This window comes from Streptomyces sp. NPDC007856 (genome assembly GCF_042868225.1).
Lineage (GTDB): Bacteria > Actinomycetota > Actinomycetes > Streptomycetales > Streptomycetaceae > Streptomyces.
In genome coordinates, this window is sequence record NZ_JBIAEC010000011.1 from 242,357 (window position 1) to 256,528 (window position 14,172).

Consider the following 14,172-nt stretch of genomic DNA (forward strand, 5'->3'; position numbering starts at 1 on the left):
GGGGCCGCGGGCGCCGGGGGGGTGGGGGGGGGGGCGGGGCCGGGCTAACCGGGGGGCGGGCCCGGGCGGGGCGCAAGAGTTCCCCGGGGGGGGCGGGGCCGCCGGGGCGGGGGGCCCCGCCACCGCCGTTCCAGTCGCGACCTGACGGCGAACTCCCGTGAACGTCCGGGCGACTTCTTGACAACGATGGGGGCCGACCCCAGACTGACGTTGCGCTAAGCGCATTAAGTTTTGTAATACGCACCGAGGTGGTCCCGATGATTCCCGTGTGCCCCATCGCCGATCTGCCCCGAGGCGAGGCGTTCCGGTTCGAGAACGACCCGCCCGTCGCCGTGTTCCACACCGAGGACGGCGAGGTCTACGCGATCGACGACACCTGCACCCACCAGGACGCCTCGCTGGCAGACGGCTGGCTGGAGGGGTGCGAGGTCGAATGTCCGCTGCACGCTTCGAAGTTCGACCTGCGCACCGGCGGCGTGGACGCTCCGCCGGCCCGGCTCCCCGTGCGCACCCACCAGGTCCTCGTCGAGGACGGCATGATCTACGTCAAGCTCTCCGACGCCCCGCCGAACCTTCCGCCCTCCTGCGTCGCCGCCCGGCTCGGAGGCGTCGCGCTCAGCGGAGGCGGTGCGTGAGCAACGTGGCGGTCCACGGCGCCGCGCTCGCCGGGGCGGCGGCGCGCAGGAGGGGGTCCCCGTGACCGCCGCCGGGGCCTGTGCCATCTCAACCCGTCCTGGCAGCCCGGACGTCCATCCGTACGGGTTGCCACGGCCCGGCCGTACGCTGGTCATGGGCGTCGTGAACGTCACGCCGGACTCGTTCTCGGACGGCGGGCGCTCGTTCGCCCCGGAGGCTGCCCTCGCGCACGGACTCGCCCTGCTGGACCAGGGAGCCGACATCGTGGACGTGGGCGGCGAGTCGACCCGCCCCGGCGCGGCTCGCCCACCGGTCGAGGAGGAGCTGCGGCGCGTCCTGCCCGTCGTCCGGGAACTCGCGGCGACGGGCGCGGCCGTCAGCGTCGACACCATGCGGGCCGAGGTCGCCGCACACGCCCTCGACGCCGGTGCGCGGATGGTCAACGACGTCTCGGGCGGACTCGCCGACCCGGCGATGCTGCCGCTGATGGCCCGGGCGAACACGCCGTACGTGCTGATGCACTGGCGCGGCCACTCCGCCGGCATGCAGGCGAACGCACGCTACGACGACGTCGTCACCGACGTGGTCGACGAGCTGCGCCTGAGGATCGACGCCGCGCTGGAGGCGGGAGTCCCGCCCGGCCGCCTGATCGTCGATCCGGGGCTGGGCTTTGCCAAGGAGCCCGGGCACAACTGGGCGCTACTGGCCCGGCTGGGGGAGGTCCGCGCGCTGGGCCGTCCCGTGCTCGTGGGCGCCTCCCGCAAGTCGTTCCTGGGGCAGGTGCTGGCCGATCCGGCGACGGGACGGCCGCGCCCGGCGCCGTTGCGGGACGCCGCGACCACCGCGGTGTCCGTGCTCGCCGCCGCGCAGGGCGTCTGGTGCCTGCGTGTGCACGACGTGGGCGCCACCCTCGACGCGGTGCGGGTGACGGCCCGCTGGGGCGCCGAGGCGCCGGCCGCTGCGCCGCCGCCCTTGCAACGCCTGGGCGCGTGAGGGCGGTTCCTCGGCGCGTCGACGTTGCGACTCAGCCCACGTACCCCATCCGGTGGCTGATCTCCTCCGCGCCCTTGAGCAGCAGCGGTGCCAGCTCGTGCATGCGTTCCTCGGTGAAGCGGTACGCGGGACCGGAGGCGCTGAGGGCGGCGACGACCTCGCCGTGGTGGGAACGGATCGGGGCCGCCATGGCGTGCAGCCCGACCTCCAGCTCCTCCAGCGTCACCGCGTACCCGCGTTCCCGGGCCTCGGTGAGGTTCTTCTCCAGCTTCGTCCTGGCGGTCAGGGTGTGGGGGGTGAGCTTCTGCAGCCCTGAGGCGGCGAGTACCTCGGCACGCTGGTTCGCCGACAGGTGTGCGAGCAGGATCTTGCCGCTGGACGTGGCGTGCACCGGGGTGAGCTGCCCGACCCAGTTGTGGGTGCCGACGGCGCCCGGGCCGCGCACCTGGTACAGGTTGACGGCGTAGTGCTCCTGCAGGACGGCGATGTTGACGGTCTCGCCGATCTCCTCGCTGAGCCGCTCGCACACCTCCCGGCCCTGCTGGGTGATGTCGAGGCGCCCCGTGACCGCGCCGGCCAGGCGCACGATCCCGAAGCCGAGCCGGTACTTGCCGCGCTCGCCCGCCTGCTCCACGAGACCGCGCGCCTCCAGCGCCCCGAGCAGGCGGAACGCGGTCGACTTGTGGACGTCGATCTCGGCGGCGACCTCGCTGACCCCCGCCTCCCCGCGCTGGGCGAGGATCTCCAGGACGCTGACGGCGCGGTCGACGGACTGCACCCCGCTCACCGCCGGAGCTGACGTTTCGCCATCTGCGGTGTAGTTGCTCATAGCGCAACTATACGCATTGCCGGCCGCCGGGTCCCGTGGTTCGCAGAGGGAGGGTATACGACGGCTCCCCGGGCCGGGGAGCCGTCGTCGTCGGTGGGTCCGGCGGGTCGTGCGACCGGCGGTGTCAGCGGAAGACGACCGTGCAGTTGCCGTTGGTCAGCACCCGGCTCTCGCTGTGCCACTGCACGGCGCGCGACAGGACCCGGGCCTCGACATCGCGGCCCATGGTGACCAGCTCGTCCGGGGTGTGGGAGTGGTTCACCCGGACGACGTCCTGCTCGATGATCGGGCCCTCGTCTAGGTCGGGGGTGACGTAGTGCGCGGTGGCTCCGACGAGCTTGACCCCGCGCTGGTGCGCCTGCACGTACGGCCGGGCGCCCTTGAAGCTCGGCAGGAAGGAGTGGTGGATGTTGATGGCCCGGCCGTCGAGCCGCTTGCACAGGTCGTCGGAGAGGATCTGCATGTAGCGGGCGAGCACCACCAGGTCGATGCCGAGTTCGCCGACGAGCTCCAGCAGCCGGGCCTCGGCCTCGGCCTTGGTCTCCCGGGTCACCGGGATGTGGTGGAAGGGGATGCCGTAGTTGTGGGCCAGCGGCTCGAAGTCGCGGTGGTTGGAGACGATCGCCGGGATCTCGATGTTGAGCGAGCCCGTGGACTGGCGGAAGAGCAGGTCGTTCAGGCAGTGGCCGAACTTCGACACCATGATCAGCGTGCGGGTCGGCGTCGAGGCGTCGTGCAGTTGCCAGGTGATCCGGTACGCCTCGGCGACCGGGCCGAAGTCGGTGCGCAGTTGCTCCAGGGACGTGGCCGGATGCGAGACCTCGAAGTGCATCCGCATGAAGAAGCGGTCCTGCAGGCGGTCGTCGAACTGCTGGCTTTCCAGGATGTTGCCTGAGTGGCTCACGAGAAAGCTGGTCACCGCGTGGACGAGGCCGGCCCGGTCGGGGCACGAGAGGGTGAGGACGAACTCGCGGCCGGGCTGCGGGCGAGGGGACATGGCATCCTCCGTAGTGCGCATTACGCAACGATGAGAGTGATACGCAACATCGTCCGGTGTGGAAGGCGACCGGTCAAGAGGCGTGTTCTCAAAGGTGCATGAAGATGCGCCATGCGCAACGACCGGCCTCAGGGGCAGCCGAGGTGGCCGAGCCGGCCGGAGATGTCCTGGGCCGCGGTCGGCACCAGAGCGACGACCTCCCGCAGTCGCCGCACGTTCAGCCGGAAGGACGGCCTCGACGCGCTGAGCACGGCCACCAGCTGCCCGTCGAACGCGACGACGGGCGCTGCCACCGCGTTCAGCCCCCTTTCGAGCTCCTCCGCGCTGTAGGTGCAGCGACCAGCGCCGTGCCCGGCAGCGCCCGGCCCTGCGACGGCCGACCGGGACCGCGACCTGGAGCGATCCTGGCGGCGTAGGCGCGCCGAACCGCCCGACCTGCAGCCGGCCGTCCCCTCGGGGCGGCCGGCCGCGCGCTCTCCCGCACGGACGAAGTCGGCCGGGCCGACCCCTTGACACTGGTCACCCAGAGGCATCGCTCGGTGGAGCTGTTCCACCGCGTCAACCAGCAGGACTTCGACGCGTGTGAGCGAACGCAGCCGGGCATGAGCTCGCGGGCCTATGCCAAGGGCGGCGTCCTGGTGCCCAGCGAGCACCACATCGGCGCCTTCCACGCCTGGCTGCAGGACAGGCTCGCCCGGCCCGCCCGCTGACCCCGCCCACCCGGGTTCCGCCCGTCCATCGGGCCCTCGCCCGTTGTGGCATGCCACGCTGTTGCGCATTGCGCAATTTTCTTCACCATGGGCGACTGGTGCATCCCGTCCCCTTGACAGTGGCCCGAAGGCGCAGAAAGCATGTTGCGTATAGCGATTGTTGTTGTGTCATTCGAGACACTTACACTTTCCTCGGGGAGCCCGCATGAGGAGCATCACCGTCGTCGGCGCGTCGCTGGCAGGCCTGAGCACGGTCCGCGCGCTGCGCGCACAGGGCTACGACGGCGAGATCGTCGTCGTCGGGGAGGAGCGGCACGCCCCCTACGACCGCCCGCCGCTGTCGAAGGACTTCCTCAAGGGCGACCTCGACGCCGACGCGCTCGCGCTCGGCGACGCGGACGAATACGAGGACCTCGACGTGCAGTGGCTGCTCGGCGAGCGCGCCGTGCGACTCGACCCCGCCGCCCGGACCGTCACTCTGGCCGGAGGGCGGCATGTGCGCACCGAAGGCGTCGTCATCGCCACCGGCGCCGCTCCCCGGACGCTCCCCGGCACGGAGGGACTGGCCGGCGTCCACACGCTGCGCACCCTGGACGACGCCCAGGCCCTGCGCACCGAGCTGCTGAACGGTCTGCCCCGCGTCGTCGTCATCGGCGCCGGCTTCATCGGCGCCGAGGTGGCCTCCACCGCCCACCAGCTCGGGCTCCACGTCACCGTCGTCGAGGCGCTGAACGTGCCGCTGGAACGCCAACTGGGCCGCCAGATGGGGCTGGTGTGCTCCTCACTCCACAGCGACCACGGGGTCGGCCTGTTGTGCGGAACCGGTGTGGCGGGACTCACCGGCAACGGCCGGGTGACCGGCGTCCGGCTGACGGACGGGCGCGTGCTGCCCGCCGACGTCGTCGTGGTCGGGGTGGGCGTACGGCCCGCCACCGACTGGCTCGCCGGTTCCGGCGTCCAGGTCGACGACGGCGTGGTGTGCGACGCCGGCTGCGCCACCGGCGTCCCGGGCGTGGTCGCCGTCGGAGACGTCGCCCGCTGCCCCAACCCGTTCACCGGGCGGCACGCCCGCATCGAGCACTGGAGCAACGCCACGGAGCAGGCCACGACCGCCGCCCGCACGCTGCTCTCCGGCGTGTCGGCCCCCGCCCCGGTCACCGCGCCGTACTTCTGGTCCGACCAGTACCAGGTGCGCATCCAGCTCGCCGGACACGTCGCTCCCGGCGCAGAGCCCCAGGTCGTCGACGGCGCCCTGGACAGCCGCTCCTTCACCGCCGTCTACCGGCGCGAGGACACGCCGGTCGCGGTGCTCTCCCTGAACCAGCCGAAACTGTTCAACCGGCTCCGCCGCACCCTCGCCCCCGCCGCCGTGCCCGCCACCTCTTGAGTTCCGTGGGCCGACTTCCCAACCCATGACCCCGCCCCAGGGGCGTGCCAGCACATGCCCGGCACGCTCCGCCCATCCCACGGAGTATGGCGTGGCAATCAGCGTCTTCGACCTGTTCTCCATCGGCATCGGCCCGTCCAGCTCGCACACCGTCGGCCCGATGCGCGCCGCCACGATGTTCGCCGCCCGGCTGAAGAAGGACGGCGTACTGGCCCAGACCGCCGCGGTACGAGCGGAGCTGTTCGGCTCCCTCGGTGCCACCGGCCACGGCCACGGCACCCCCAAGGCCGTCCTGCTCGGCCTGGAGGGCAACGAACCGCACACGGTCGACGTCATCCAGGCCGAGCTGGACGTGGAGCGGATCCGCGGCACCGGGCGCATCCGCCTCCTCGGTGCCGAGATCGGCACCGCCCACGAGATCGACTTCGACGCCTCGACCCAGCTGATCCTGCACCGCCGGCGCGCGCTGCCGTACCACGCCAACGGAATGACCCTCTTCGCGTACGACGCCGACGGTCTCCCGCTGCTGGAGAAGACGTACTACTCGGTCGGCGGCGGCTTCGTGGTCGACGAGGACGCCGTAGGGGCCGACCGGATCAAGCCCGACGACACCGACTTGGCCCACCCGTTCCGCACCGGCGACGAACTGCTGCGACTCGCCCGCGAGACCGGCCTGTCCATCTCCGCGCTGATGCTGGAGAACGAGAAGGCCTGGCGCACCGAGGACGAGATCCGCGCGGGACTGCTGGAGATCTGGCGGGTCATGGCCGGCTGCGTCTCCCGCGGCCTGTCCCGCGAGGGCATCCTCCCCGGCGGTCTGAAGGTCCGCCGACGGGCCGCGGCCGCGGCCCGGGCGCTGCGCAGCGAGGGAGACCCGGCGAGCCGGGCGATGGAGTGGGTGACGCTCTACGCGATGGCGGTGAACGAGGAGAACGCCGCCGGCGGCCGGGTGGTGACCGCCCCGACGAACGGTGCGGCCGGCATCATCCCGGCGGTCCTGCACTACTACATCAACTTCGTCCCCGGCGCCGACGAGGACGGCATCGTCCGCTTCCTCCTCGCCGCGGGCGCGATCGGCATGCTCTTCAAGGAGAACGCCTCGATCTCCGGCGCCGAGGTCGGCTGCCAGGGCGAGGTCGGCTCCGCCTGCTCGATGGCGGCGGGCGGCCTCGCCGAGGTGCTCGGCGGCAGCCCGGAACAAGTGGAGAACGCCGCCGAGATCGGCATGGAGCACAACCTCGGCCTGACCTGCGACCCGGTCGGCGGCCTGGTGCAGATCCCGTGCATCGAGCGCAACGGCATGGCCGCGGTCAAGGCCGTGACCGCCGCCCGGATGGCCCTGCGTGGCGACGGCCGCCACCACGTCTCCCTCGACAAGGTCATCAAGACCATGAAGGAGACCGGCGCCGACATGAAGGTCAAGTACAAGGAGACCGCCCGCGGCGGACTCGCCGTCAACGTCATCGAGTGCTGAGGTGGTCACCGAGCGAGGAAGCGTGCCGCGCAGGCGCCCGCCGAGGCCGCGGTCGTCCGGCGCGCACAGCCGACCCCGGCGCATCGCGATGCTCAGCGTGCACACTTCACCGCTGCACCAGCCGGGCACCGGCGACGCCGGCGGAATGAACGTCTACATCGTGGAGCTCGCCAAGCGCCTCGCCGCCATCGGCATCGAGGTGGAGATCTTCACGCGGGCCACCTCCGCCGCACTCCCGCCCAGCGTCGAACTGGCACCGGGAGTCCTCGTACGGCACGTGACCGCCGGACCCTACGAAGGTCTGGCCAAGGAGGACCTTCCCGCCCAGCTCTGCGCCTTCACCCACGGCGTGACGCAGGCCTGGGCCGACCACCGCCCCGGTCACTACGACCTGCTCCACTCGCACTACTGGCTCTCCGGTCACGTCGGCCGCCTGGCCGCCGAACGCTGGGGCGTCCCGCTGGTGCACGCCATGCACACCATGGCCAAGGTCAAGAACGCCTCCCTCGCCGCTGGAGACACCTCCGAGCCCGCGAACCGAGTGACCGGCGAGACACAAGTCGTGCGGGCGGCCGACCGGTTGATAGCGAACACCGAGAGGGAGGCGGAGGAACTCCTGCGCCACTACGACGCCGACACCGACCGGGTCGCCGTCGTCAACCCGGGGGTCGACCTGCAGCGGTTCCGGCCCGACACGTCCGGCATCGCGGCCGGCCGGGCCGCCGCCCGCGCCCGCCTCGGCCTCCCGCAGGACGCCCTGATCCCGCTCTTCGCCGGCCGTATCCAGCCGCTGAAGGCGCCCGACATCCTGCTGCGCTCGGTGGCCGGACTGCTCGCCGACCGGCCGTGGCTCCGCGAGCGCATCACGGTCCCCGTGGTGGGCGGGCCGAGCGGCAGCGGTCTGGCCAAGCCGGAAGGACTGCAGAAGCCGGCGGCCGGGCTCGGCATCTGCGACGTCGTCCTGTTCCGCCCGCCGGTCGGCCAGGACCAGCTCGCCGACTGGTACCGGGCGGCCTCCGTTCTGGTCATGCCGTCCTACAGCGAGTCCTTCGGCCTCGTCGCCATCGAGGCACAGGCCTGCGGCACACCGGTGATCGCCGCCGAGGTGGGCGGTCTTCCGGTGGCGGTGAGAAACGGCGTGAGCGGCGTTCTCGTACGCGGGCACGATCCGGTGGACTACGCACGGGCGCTGTGCGCCTTCGCCGACGACCCGGCACTCTCCGCCCGGATGGGCGCGGGCGCGGCCCGGCATGCCCGTCGCTTCGGCTGGGACACGGCCGCGGCGACGACGGCAGAGGTGTACGCGGCGGCACTGCACGCGCACCGCCTCCACAGGTGACTCGAGCGACTCAGTGGCTCAGGTGACTGAGAGCTGGCTGAGAGGTGGCTGTGGCAGCCTGGCGCGCGCCCGTACCCCCCTCAGGAGCCCCTCGATGACTCTGATCAACGGTCTGCCCGCCCATGTCCTCTTCGTGCACGTGGTCGTCGTGCTGATACCCCTCACCGCGCTGGCCCTCGTCACGGCCGCGCTCTGGCCGCGCGCCGCCCGGCGGCTGGGCGTCCTGCTCCCGGTGCTCGCCTTCGTGGCCCTGGTCAGCGTGCCGTTGACCACGCAGGCCGGCGAGTGGCTGGAACGGCACGTGGACGACGACGCCCTGGTACGCCGGCACACCGAGCTGGGCGACGGACTGCTGCCGTGGGCCCTGGGCCTGTTCGTGCTGGCGGCGGCCGTGTGGTGGGCGGGGCGGCGTGCTTCCGCGGAGCCCGGACGGGGCAGCGGCACGCGCTGGTCCGCCCTGCCGGTACGGATCGTCGTCGGCGTGCTCTCGCTGGCCGTCGCGGTGGGAGCGGTCGTGGACGTCTACCGGATCGGCGACTCCGGAGCGAAGGCCGCCTGGCACGACGCCTACTCGAAGACGGCGTCGGGGTCGAAGTCCGGCGACTGATCCAGCGCGCACCCGCGCGGCGCAGACGTCCGGCTCGGGGCCGAAGGGCCCCAGGCCCGGCCCGAGTGGCCCGTGGCGGCCTCGGCCGGACGCGACCACGCTGGGAGCAGAGGCCACGAAGGGAGCCGGTGCGATGACCACCACCACCATGAGCGCGGCTCTGGAACCCGTCTACCGCGAACGGCTGATGCGCCTGCCGCACGAGGTCTCCTTCGAGGCCGGGTCCCGCCTGTTCGAGGAGGGCCGGCGCGCCGACCGGTTCTGGATCGTGCGCACCGGCACCGTCGCCCTCGACCTGCATGTACCGGGCCGCCGACCCGCCCTCGTCGAGACCCTCGGACCGGGCGAACTGGTCGGCTGGTCCTGGCACTTCCGGCCGTACCTGTGGCACCTGGGCGCCGAGGCCCTGAGCCCGGTGCGCGCCTGGGAGTTCGACGCCGGAACCGTGCGGGCGGTCTGCGCCGCGGAGCCCGAGTTCGGCCGGGCGGTCGCCGTCTGGGTGGGGCGGGTGGTCGCCCAACGGCTGCATGCCTCCCGGGTCCGGCTGCTCGACCTCTACGCCCCCTATGGCAGCGGTGATCCGACGTGACCCCGGTCCTGTGAGGAGAGCGCCATGGACAGCAGCGCGCACCGGGTGAGCGACGTGATGACGCGAGCCGTCGTCGCCGTGGGCCGCAGGGCTCCGTTCAAGGAGATCGTCGAGCGCATGGAGCAGTGGCAGGTCAGTGCCCTGCCGGTGCTGGAGGGCGACGGCCGGGTGGTCGGCGTGGTGTCCGAGGCGGATCTGCTGCTCAAGGAGGAGTTCCGGAACAGCGATCCGGACCGGTTCACACAGCTGCGCCGGCTGTCGGACCTCGCCAAGGCGGGGGCCGTGTGCGCGGACGAGGTGATGAGCACCCCGGCCGTCACCGTGCACGCCGACGCCACGCTGGCCGAGGCCGCACGCATCATGGCGCTGCGGCACGTCAAGCGGCTGCCCGTCGTGAACGCGGAGGGCGTGCTGGAAGGCGTGGTCAGCAGAGGGGACCTGCTGAAGGTGTTCCTGCGGCCGGACAACGACCTGGCCGACGAGATCCGGCGCGATGTCGTCGACCCGCTCTTCCCCGCCCCGGTCGAGCCGGTCCACGTCATGGTCACCGAAGGCGTCGTGACCCTGACCGGACGGGTGCAGGACGGCGCGCGGATTCCGCTCGCCGCGCGTCTGGCGCGCGGCGTGGAGGGAGTCGTGGGCGTGGACTGCAGGCTCACCGCGGCCGGCGCCGACTGAGCGGCCGTCCGCGTGCCGCGTGTGACGCGGCCGGCGCCGTCCGTCAGGGCGTGCGCACCCTGTCGGCCTCGGGGAGGTCGGGGTCGAGGTTCGGACGGCGCGGCGGTCCGGCCAGTGCGCAGTGCACGTCCACCACGCCCGCCACCGCCCGTGCGAGCCGCGCCGCGACCGGCACCAGTGCTGTTTCACGGACCCGCCCGGCCAGCGTGACGACACCGTCACGCACCTCCACCCGGACGGTGGCGGCGCGCGGGCCGAAGAGGCGTACGACGACCTCGCGCCCGACCTCCTCGGCGATCTCCTCGTCGTCCCGCAGAAACACCTTCAGCAGGTCGGAGCGGCTGACGATGCCACGCAGAGTGCCGTCGCGGCCGACGACCGGCAGCCGCTTGACCCTGGTGCGCGCCATGAGGCGTGCGGCGTGGGCGAGTGTCGCGTCGGCGGCCACGGTGACGGCCGGGGCGGTCATCAGCTCGCCCGCGGTCACGGCGTCCGCCTTACGGACCTCGGCGGGGTACCGCACCTCCCCGTACCGGCCGATGTCACCGCCCCGGTACTCCTCCTTGGCCAGCAGATCGCCCTCGGAGACGACGCCGACGACACGACCGGCGTCGTCCAGCACCGGCAGTGCGCTGACCTGCCACTCCCGCATGACCTTCACGATGTCCTTGAAGGTCGCCCCCGCACGCAGGGCGACGACCCGGTGCGTCATCACGTCGGTCACGAGGGCCGGAGTGCCGTTCATGGCGCGTCCTCCAGAGGCGTGGGTGCCGTCGCGGACACCTTCAGACTGCGGCGGCGGATCCGTTCGCGGCATGGGCCGAGTGGTCCCGATCCCAGGCCCCGTCGGCCCTGCGCGCTCCGCGGCGAGGGAACCGAGGATGGTCGCGGCCTAATCGGCGGGCAGCGGGACGTGCCAGTCGAGTGCGGTGCCGCCTTCCTCGGGGCTGGTCACGTCGAGCCGTCCGCCGAGGTTCTCCGCCCGTTCGGCCATGTTCAGCAGCCCACTGCGCCGGCCGCCGGAGGGGATGCCCACGCCGTTGTCCGAGACCCTCAGACGCACCTCGCGGCCGTCGGTCGCCAGCGCCACCTGGGCCCGGTCGGCGTGGGCGTGCCGGGCGATGTTGGTGAGGGCCTCGGTCAGCACGGCCACGACATGGTCGGCGATCTCGGGCGGCACATCGGTGTCGACCAGGCCTTCCATGCGCACACTGGGGGCGAAGCCCAGGACGGGGGCGGCCTCGCCGGCCGCGCGGACGACCCTCGCCCGCAGCCCGCTGCCGGCGGTGCCCGTGCGGGCCCGCAGCCCGAAGATCGTGGACCTGATGATCTTGATGGTCTCGTCGAGGTCGTCCACGGCCCGCAGCACCCGTTCGGAGGCCTCGGGGTGTTCGATGAAACGGCCCGCGCTCTGCAGGGTCATCCCGGTGGCGAACAGCCGCTGGATGGCGAGGTCGTGCAGGTCCCGGGCGATGCGGTCGCGGTCCTCCAGCAACGCGATCTGCTGGGCGTCCTGCCTGCGGTCGGCCAGTTCCATCGCGATCGCGGCCTGGGCGGCGAACCCCTGCAGCAACTCGGTCTCCTTCTGCAGGAAGACCGGCCGGCCGGCTTCGCGGGCCACCAGGACCACGCCACGTACCCCGCGCTCACCCGTGCCGATCGGGACGGCCACGGCGGGACCGAGCCCCTCGAAGCGCGGCGGTTCGGGGGTGATCCGGGCGTCGTGGATGACGTCGCTGCTGGTGACCGGGGCGGTCGCGGTGTACGCCAGCCCCATGAGGCTCGCGTCCATGGGCAGCACCAGTCCCCGGTGCGCCTCCGCGTCCACTCCGACGGCGATCTCCACGGTGAGCGACTTCGTGCCCTCCATGGGCATGGCGACCGCCGCGAGGGCCGAGCCCGAGATCTCCCGGGCACGCTCGGCGATCAGCCCCAGCGACTCGGCCCGGTCGGTGCCGGACATCAGGCTGTGGCCGATCTCCGCGTTCGCCCGCTGCCATCGCTCGCGCAGCCGGGCGTCCTCGTACAGGCGCGCGTTGTCGATGGCCACCCCGGCGGCCACGGCCAGCGTGGACAGCACCGACTCGTCCTCCTCGTCGAACTCCACGCCGCCGCGCTTCTCGGTCAGGTACAGGTTTCCGAAGACCTGGTCGCGGACCCGGATCGGGACACCGAGGAAGCTCTTCATCGGCGGATGGCCCGGCGGAAAGCCGTACGAGGCGTGGTGCCGGGAGATCTCCGGGATCCGCAGCGAATGCGGGTGCCGGATCAGCTCGCCCAGGATGCCGTGGCCCTCCGGAAAGGGGCCGATCGCGGCGATCTGTTCCTCGGTGACGCCCACCGTGTGGAAGGCGGACAACGTGGTGCCGTCGGGTCCGATGACGCCGAGGGCGGCATACTCGGCGTCCACGAGCGCCGCGGACGCCTCCACGATGGAGTACAGGACCTGCTCCACGTCCAGTTCCCGGCCGACGGAGAGGACGGCCTCCAGCAGACTGTGCACCCGGTTCTGCGTGCCACGCGCCGCGTTGATCCGGGCCTGCAGCTCCTCGAGCAGCTCGTCGAGCTTCAGCTGCGGCAGTCTGACGCGGGGTTCCTCCGAACCGTCCACCAGGTCCTCCAGTTCCCGTCGGCACCTGGCGATGAACCGATGGGTTTCTCCACACGGTATCCCCTCTCGGCCGGGGTGAAGGCGCGATCCGGCAACCGATCGCCGCGCGTGGACGGGCCGGCACGCGACCGTCACGTCCCTTCTCCGTCATGCCGCCGGAACGGCCACTTCCGCGTGCTGCTCCCCGCCGAGCACGATCTTGAGCGCACCGGTCTCGGCAGCCTGGGCGAAGACGTCGTAGGCCTCCTCCATGTGGTCCAGCGGGAAGGTGTGGGTCACCAGTTGCCCGGTCGGCAGCCGGCCCGCGGCGGCCATGCGCAGCAGAGTGGGTGTGGAGTAGGTGTCCACCAGGCCGGTCGTGATGGTCACGTTCTTGATCCAGAGGTCTTCGAGGTGCAGCGTCGCGGGCCTGCCGTGCACCCCGATGTTGGCCACGTGCCCGCCGGGACGGACCATGCGGGTGCACAGCTCGAAGCTCTCCGGGACGCCCACCGCCTCCATGACCACGTCCGCGCCGAGCCCGTCGGTCAGATCGGCGACCAGTGGGCCGGGTTCCTCGCGGGCGTCGGCGACGGCGTCGGCACCGAGCCGCCGGGCGGCCTCCAGCCGGGCCGGAGCCATGTCGACCGAGATGATCCGTTCCGGGGAGAACAGGCGCGCCGTGGCGACGGCCGCGAGTCCGATGGGCCCGGCACCGACGATGGCGACGGTGTCGCCCGGGCGCACGTGCCCGTTGAGGACACCGACCTCGTAGGAGGTCGGGAAGATGTCCGCGAGCAGGACGGCGTCCTCGCTGGGCACGGTGGCGGGCAGCGCATGCACGGACAGGTCGGCGCAGGGCACGCGGACGTACTCGGCCTGGGTGCCGTCGACCAGATGGCCGAGGATCCATCCCCCGCCGCCCCGGCACTGGCCGTAGGAGCCGTCCCGGCAGAACCGGCACCGGCCGCACGAGGTGATGCAGGACACCAGCACCCGGTCCCCCGGCCGTACCGTGCGCACGTCGCTGCCGACCTCGACGATCTCGCCGACCGCCTCGTGCCCGAGCACCGTGCCGGAGCGGACCTCGGGGAGGTCGCCCTTGAGGATGTGCAGGTCCGTCCCGCAGATGGTCACGGCGCCGACCTGCACGATGGCGTCGGTGGGTTCCTTGATGGCGGGGTCCGGGACGTCCTGCCAGGACGCCTGCCCCGGACCGTGGAACACGAAGCCCTTCATGACAGCTCCTCGTCGCCTCTTCGTCCGTCCGCCGCGGGATCGTGGTTCCGGCACGACGGCGGAACGGCCGCCCGCACCTTCAGCTTCGCGGGTGGGGGAGCGGT

Annotated in this window: 14 protein-coding genes and 1 pseudogene; 9 read left to right on the forward strand and 6 right to left on the reverse strand. The window is 72.3% G+C overall.

The features are described 5' to 3' along the window. The first annotated feature begins 257 nt into the window (after positions 1–257). Positions 258–635, forward strand: coding sequence for a bifunctional 3-phenylpropionate/cinnamic acid dioxygenase ferredoxin subunit (locus ACFYOH_RS26130; RefSeq protein WP_388629897.1), 378 nt, complete (start codon positions 258–260; stop codon positions 633–635). Positions 636–789: 154 nt separating this feature from the next. Continuing rightward, positions 790–1,629, forward strand: coding sequence for a dihydropteroate synthase (folP, locus tag ACFYOH_RS26135; protein WP_388629900.1), 840 nt, complete (start codon positions 790–792; stop codon positions 1,627–1,629). Between the two features lie 31 nt (positions 1,630–1,660). Here folP and ACFYOH_RS26140 read toward each other — a convergent pair whose 3' ends face one another. From ACFYOH_RS26140 to ACFYOH_RS26150, 3 genes are all read right to left on the reverse strand, one after another. Further along, entirely contained in the window at positions 1,661–2,458 is a 798-nt protein-coding gene (locus ACFYOH_RS26140; protein WP_388629903.1) for an IclR family transcriptional regulator, read from the reverse strand. Between the two features lie 124 nt (positions 2,459–2,582). Beyond that, positions 2,583–3,455: a formyltetrahydrofolate deformylase gene (gene purU, locus ACFYOH_RS26145; RefSeq protein WP_388629905.1), complete on the reverse strand. Its 873-nt coding sequence runs from the start codon at positions 3,453–3,455 to the stop codon at positions 2,583–2,585. Positions 3,456–3,583: 128 nt separating this feature from the next. After that, entirely contained in the window at positions 3,584–3,988 is a 405-nt protein-coding gene (locus ACFYOH_RS26150) for an IclR family transcriptional regulator C-terminal domain-containing protein (protein WP_388629908.1), read from the reverse strand. On the opposite strand from ACFYOH_RS26150, the pseudogene ACFYOH_RS26155 reads away from it, so the two are divergent. From ACFYOH_RS26155 to ACFYOH_RS26185, 7 genes and pseudogenes are all read left to right on the forward strand, one after another. After that, positions 3,989–4,165 (forward strand): annotated as a pseudogene (locus ACFYOH_RS26155) (SRPBCC family protein); the annotation flags it as partial. Positions 4,166–4,370: 205 nt separating this feature from the next. Next, positions 4,371–5,552 (forward strand): NAD(P)/FAD-dependent oxidoreductase, encoded by a 1,182-nt coding sequence (locus ACFYOH_RS26160; protein ID WP_388629910.1) that lies wholly within the window; start codon positions 4,371–4,373, stop codon positions 5,550–5,552. A gap of 91 nt (positions 5,553–5,643) precedes the next feature. Then, positions 5,644–7,026 carry an L-serine ammonia-lyase gene (locus ACFYOH_RS26165; protein WP_388629913.1) on the forward strand — a complete coding sequence of 461 codons (1,383 nt, stop codon included), beginning with the start codon at positions 5,644–5,646 and terminating at the stop codon, positions 7,024–7,026. A 22-nt stretch (positions 7,027–7,048) separates the two neighbouring features. Continuing rightward, positions 7,049–8,365 carry a D-inositol-3-phosphate glycosyltransferase gene (gene mshA / locus ACFYOH_RS26170; protein WP_388629916.1) on the forward strand — a complete coding sequence of 439 codons (1,317 nt, stop codon included), beginning with the start codon at positions 7,049–7,051 and terminating at the stop codon, positions 8,363–8,365. A gap of 94 nt (positions 8,366–8,459) precedes the next feature. Continuing rightward, on the forward strand, positions 8,460–8,972 hold the full coding sequence (locus tag ACFYOH_RS26175) for a DUF2231 domain-containing protein (protein ID WP_388629918.1): 513 nt from the start codon (positions 8,460–8,462) through the stop codon (positions 8,970–8,972). Positions 8,973–9,105: 133 nt separating this feature from the next. Beyond that, positions 9,106–9,561, forward strand: a complete 456-nt coding sequence (locus ACFYOH_RS26180) for a cyclic nucleotide-binding domain-containing protein (protein WP_388629921.1) — start codon at positions 9,106–9,108, stop codon at positions 9,559–9,561. Between the two features lie 24 nt (positions 9,562–9,585). Beyond that, a complete protein-coding gene (locus ACFYOH_RS26185) occupies positions 9,586–10,239 on the forward strand; it encodes a CBS domain-containing protein (RefSeq protein ID WP_388629923.1) in 654 nt (217 codons plus the stop codon). Positions 10,240–10,282: 43 nt separating this feature from the next. On the opposite strand, the gene ACFYOH_RS26190 is transcribed toward ACFYOH_RS26185, so the two are convergent. The 3 genes from ACFYOH_RS26190 to ACFYOH_RS26200 all read right to left on the reverse strand — a co-directional run bounded on the left by ACFYOH_RS26190 (position 10,283) and on the right by ACFYOH_RS26200 (position 14,068). Further along, a complete protein-coding gene (locus ACFYOH_RS26190) occupies positions 10,283–10,984 on the reverse strand; it encodes a CBS domain-containing protein (RefSeq protein WP_388629925.1) in 702 nt (233 codons plus the stop codon). Between the two features lie 147 nt (positions 10,985–11,131). After that, positions 11,132–12,850, reverse strand: a complete 1,719-nt coding sequence (locus ACFYOH_RS26195; RefSeq protein WP_388629928.1) for a GAF domain-containing protein — start codon at positions 12,848–12,850, stop codon at positions 11,132–11,134. A gap of 147 nt (positions 12,851–12,997) precedes the next feature. Next, positions 12,998–14,068, reverse strand: coding sequence for a zinc-dependent alcohol dehydrogenase family protein (locus tag ACFYOH_RS26200; protein ID WP_388629930.1), 1,071 nt, complete (start codon positions 14,066–14,068; stop codon positions 12,998–13,000). Positions 14,069–14,172 lie beyond the last annotated feature (104 nt).

What these genes read in the sequence shown, in the direction of transcription:
- ACFYOH_RS26185 (WP_388629923.1), top strand. Translation starts at nt 9,586, where the DNA reads ATGGACAGCAGCGCGCACCGGGTGAGCGACGTGATGACGCGAGCCGTC.
- ACFYOH_RS26175 (WP_388629918.1), top strand. Translation starts at nt 8,460, where the DNA reads ATGACTCTGATCAACGGTCTGCCCGCCCATGTCCTCTTCGTGCACGTG.
- ACFYOH_RS26180 (WP_388629921.1), top strand. Translation starts at nt 9,106, where the DNA reads ATGACCACCACCACCATGAGCGCGGCTCTGGAACCCGTCTACCGCGAA.
- ACFYOH_RS26190 (WP_388629925.1), bottom strand. Translation starts at nt 10,984, where the DNA reads ATGAACGGCACTCCGGCCCTCGTGACCGACGTGATGACGCACCGGGTC.
- ACFYOH_RS26150 (WP_388629908.1), bottom strand. Translation starts at nt 3,988, where the DNA reads ATGCCTCTGGGTGACCAGTGTCAAGGGGTCGGCCCGGCCGACTTCGTC.
- ACFYOH_RS26160 (WP_388629910.1), top strand. Translation starts at nt 4,371, where the DNA reads ATGAGGAGCATCACCGTCGTCGGCGCGTCGCTGGCAGGCCTGAGCACG.
- ACFYOH_RS26130 (WP_388629897.1), top strand. Translation starts at nt 258, where the DNA reads ATGATTCCCGTGTGCCCCATCGCCGATCTGCCCCGAGGCGAGGCGTTC.
- folP (WP_388629900.1), top strand. Translation starts at nt 790, where the DNA reads ATGGGCGTCGTGAACGTCACGCCGGACTCGTTCTCGGACGGCGGGCGC.
- purU (WP_388629905.1), bottom strand. Translation starts at nt 3,455, where the DNA reads ATGTCCCCTCGCCCGCAGCCCGGCCGCGAGTTCGTCCTCACCCTCTCG.
- ACFYOH_RS26200 (WP_388629930.1), bottom strand. Translation starts at nt 14,068, where the DNA reads ATGAAGGGCTTCGTGTTCCACGGTCCGGGGCAGGCGTCCTGGCAGGAC.
- ACFYOH_RS26140 (WP_388629903.1), bottom strand. Translation starts at nt 2,458, where the DNA reads ATGAGCAACTACACCGCAGATGGCGAAACGTCAGCTCCGGCGGTGAGC.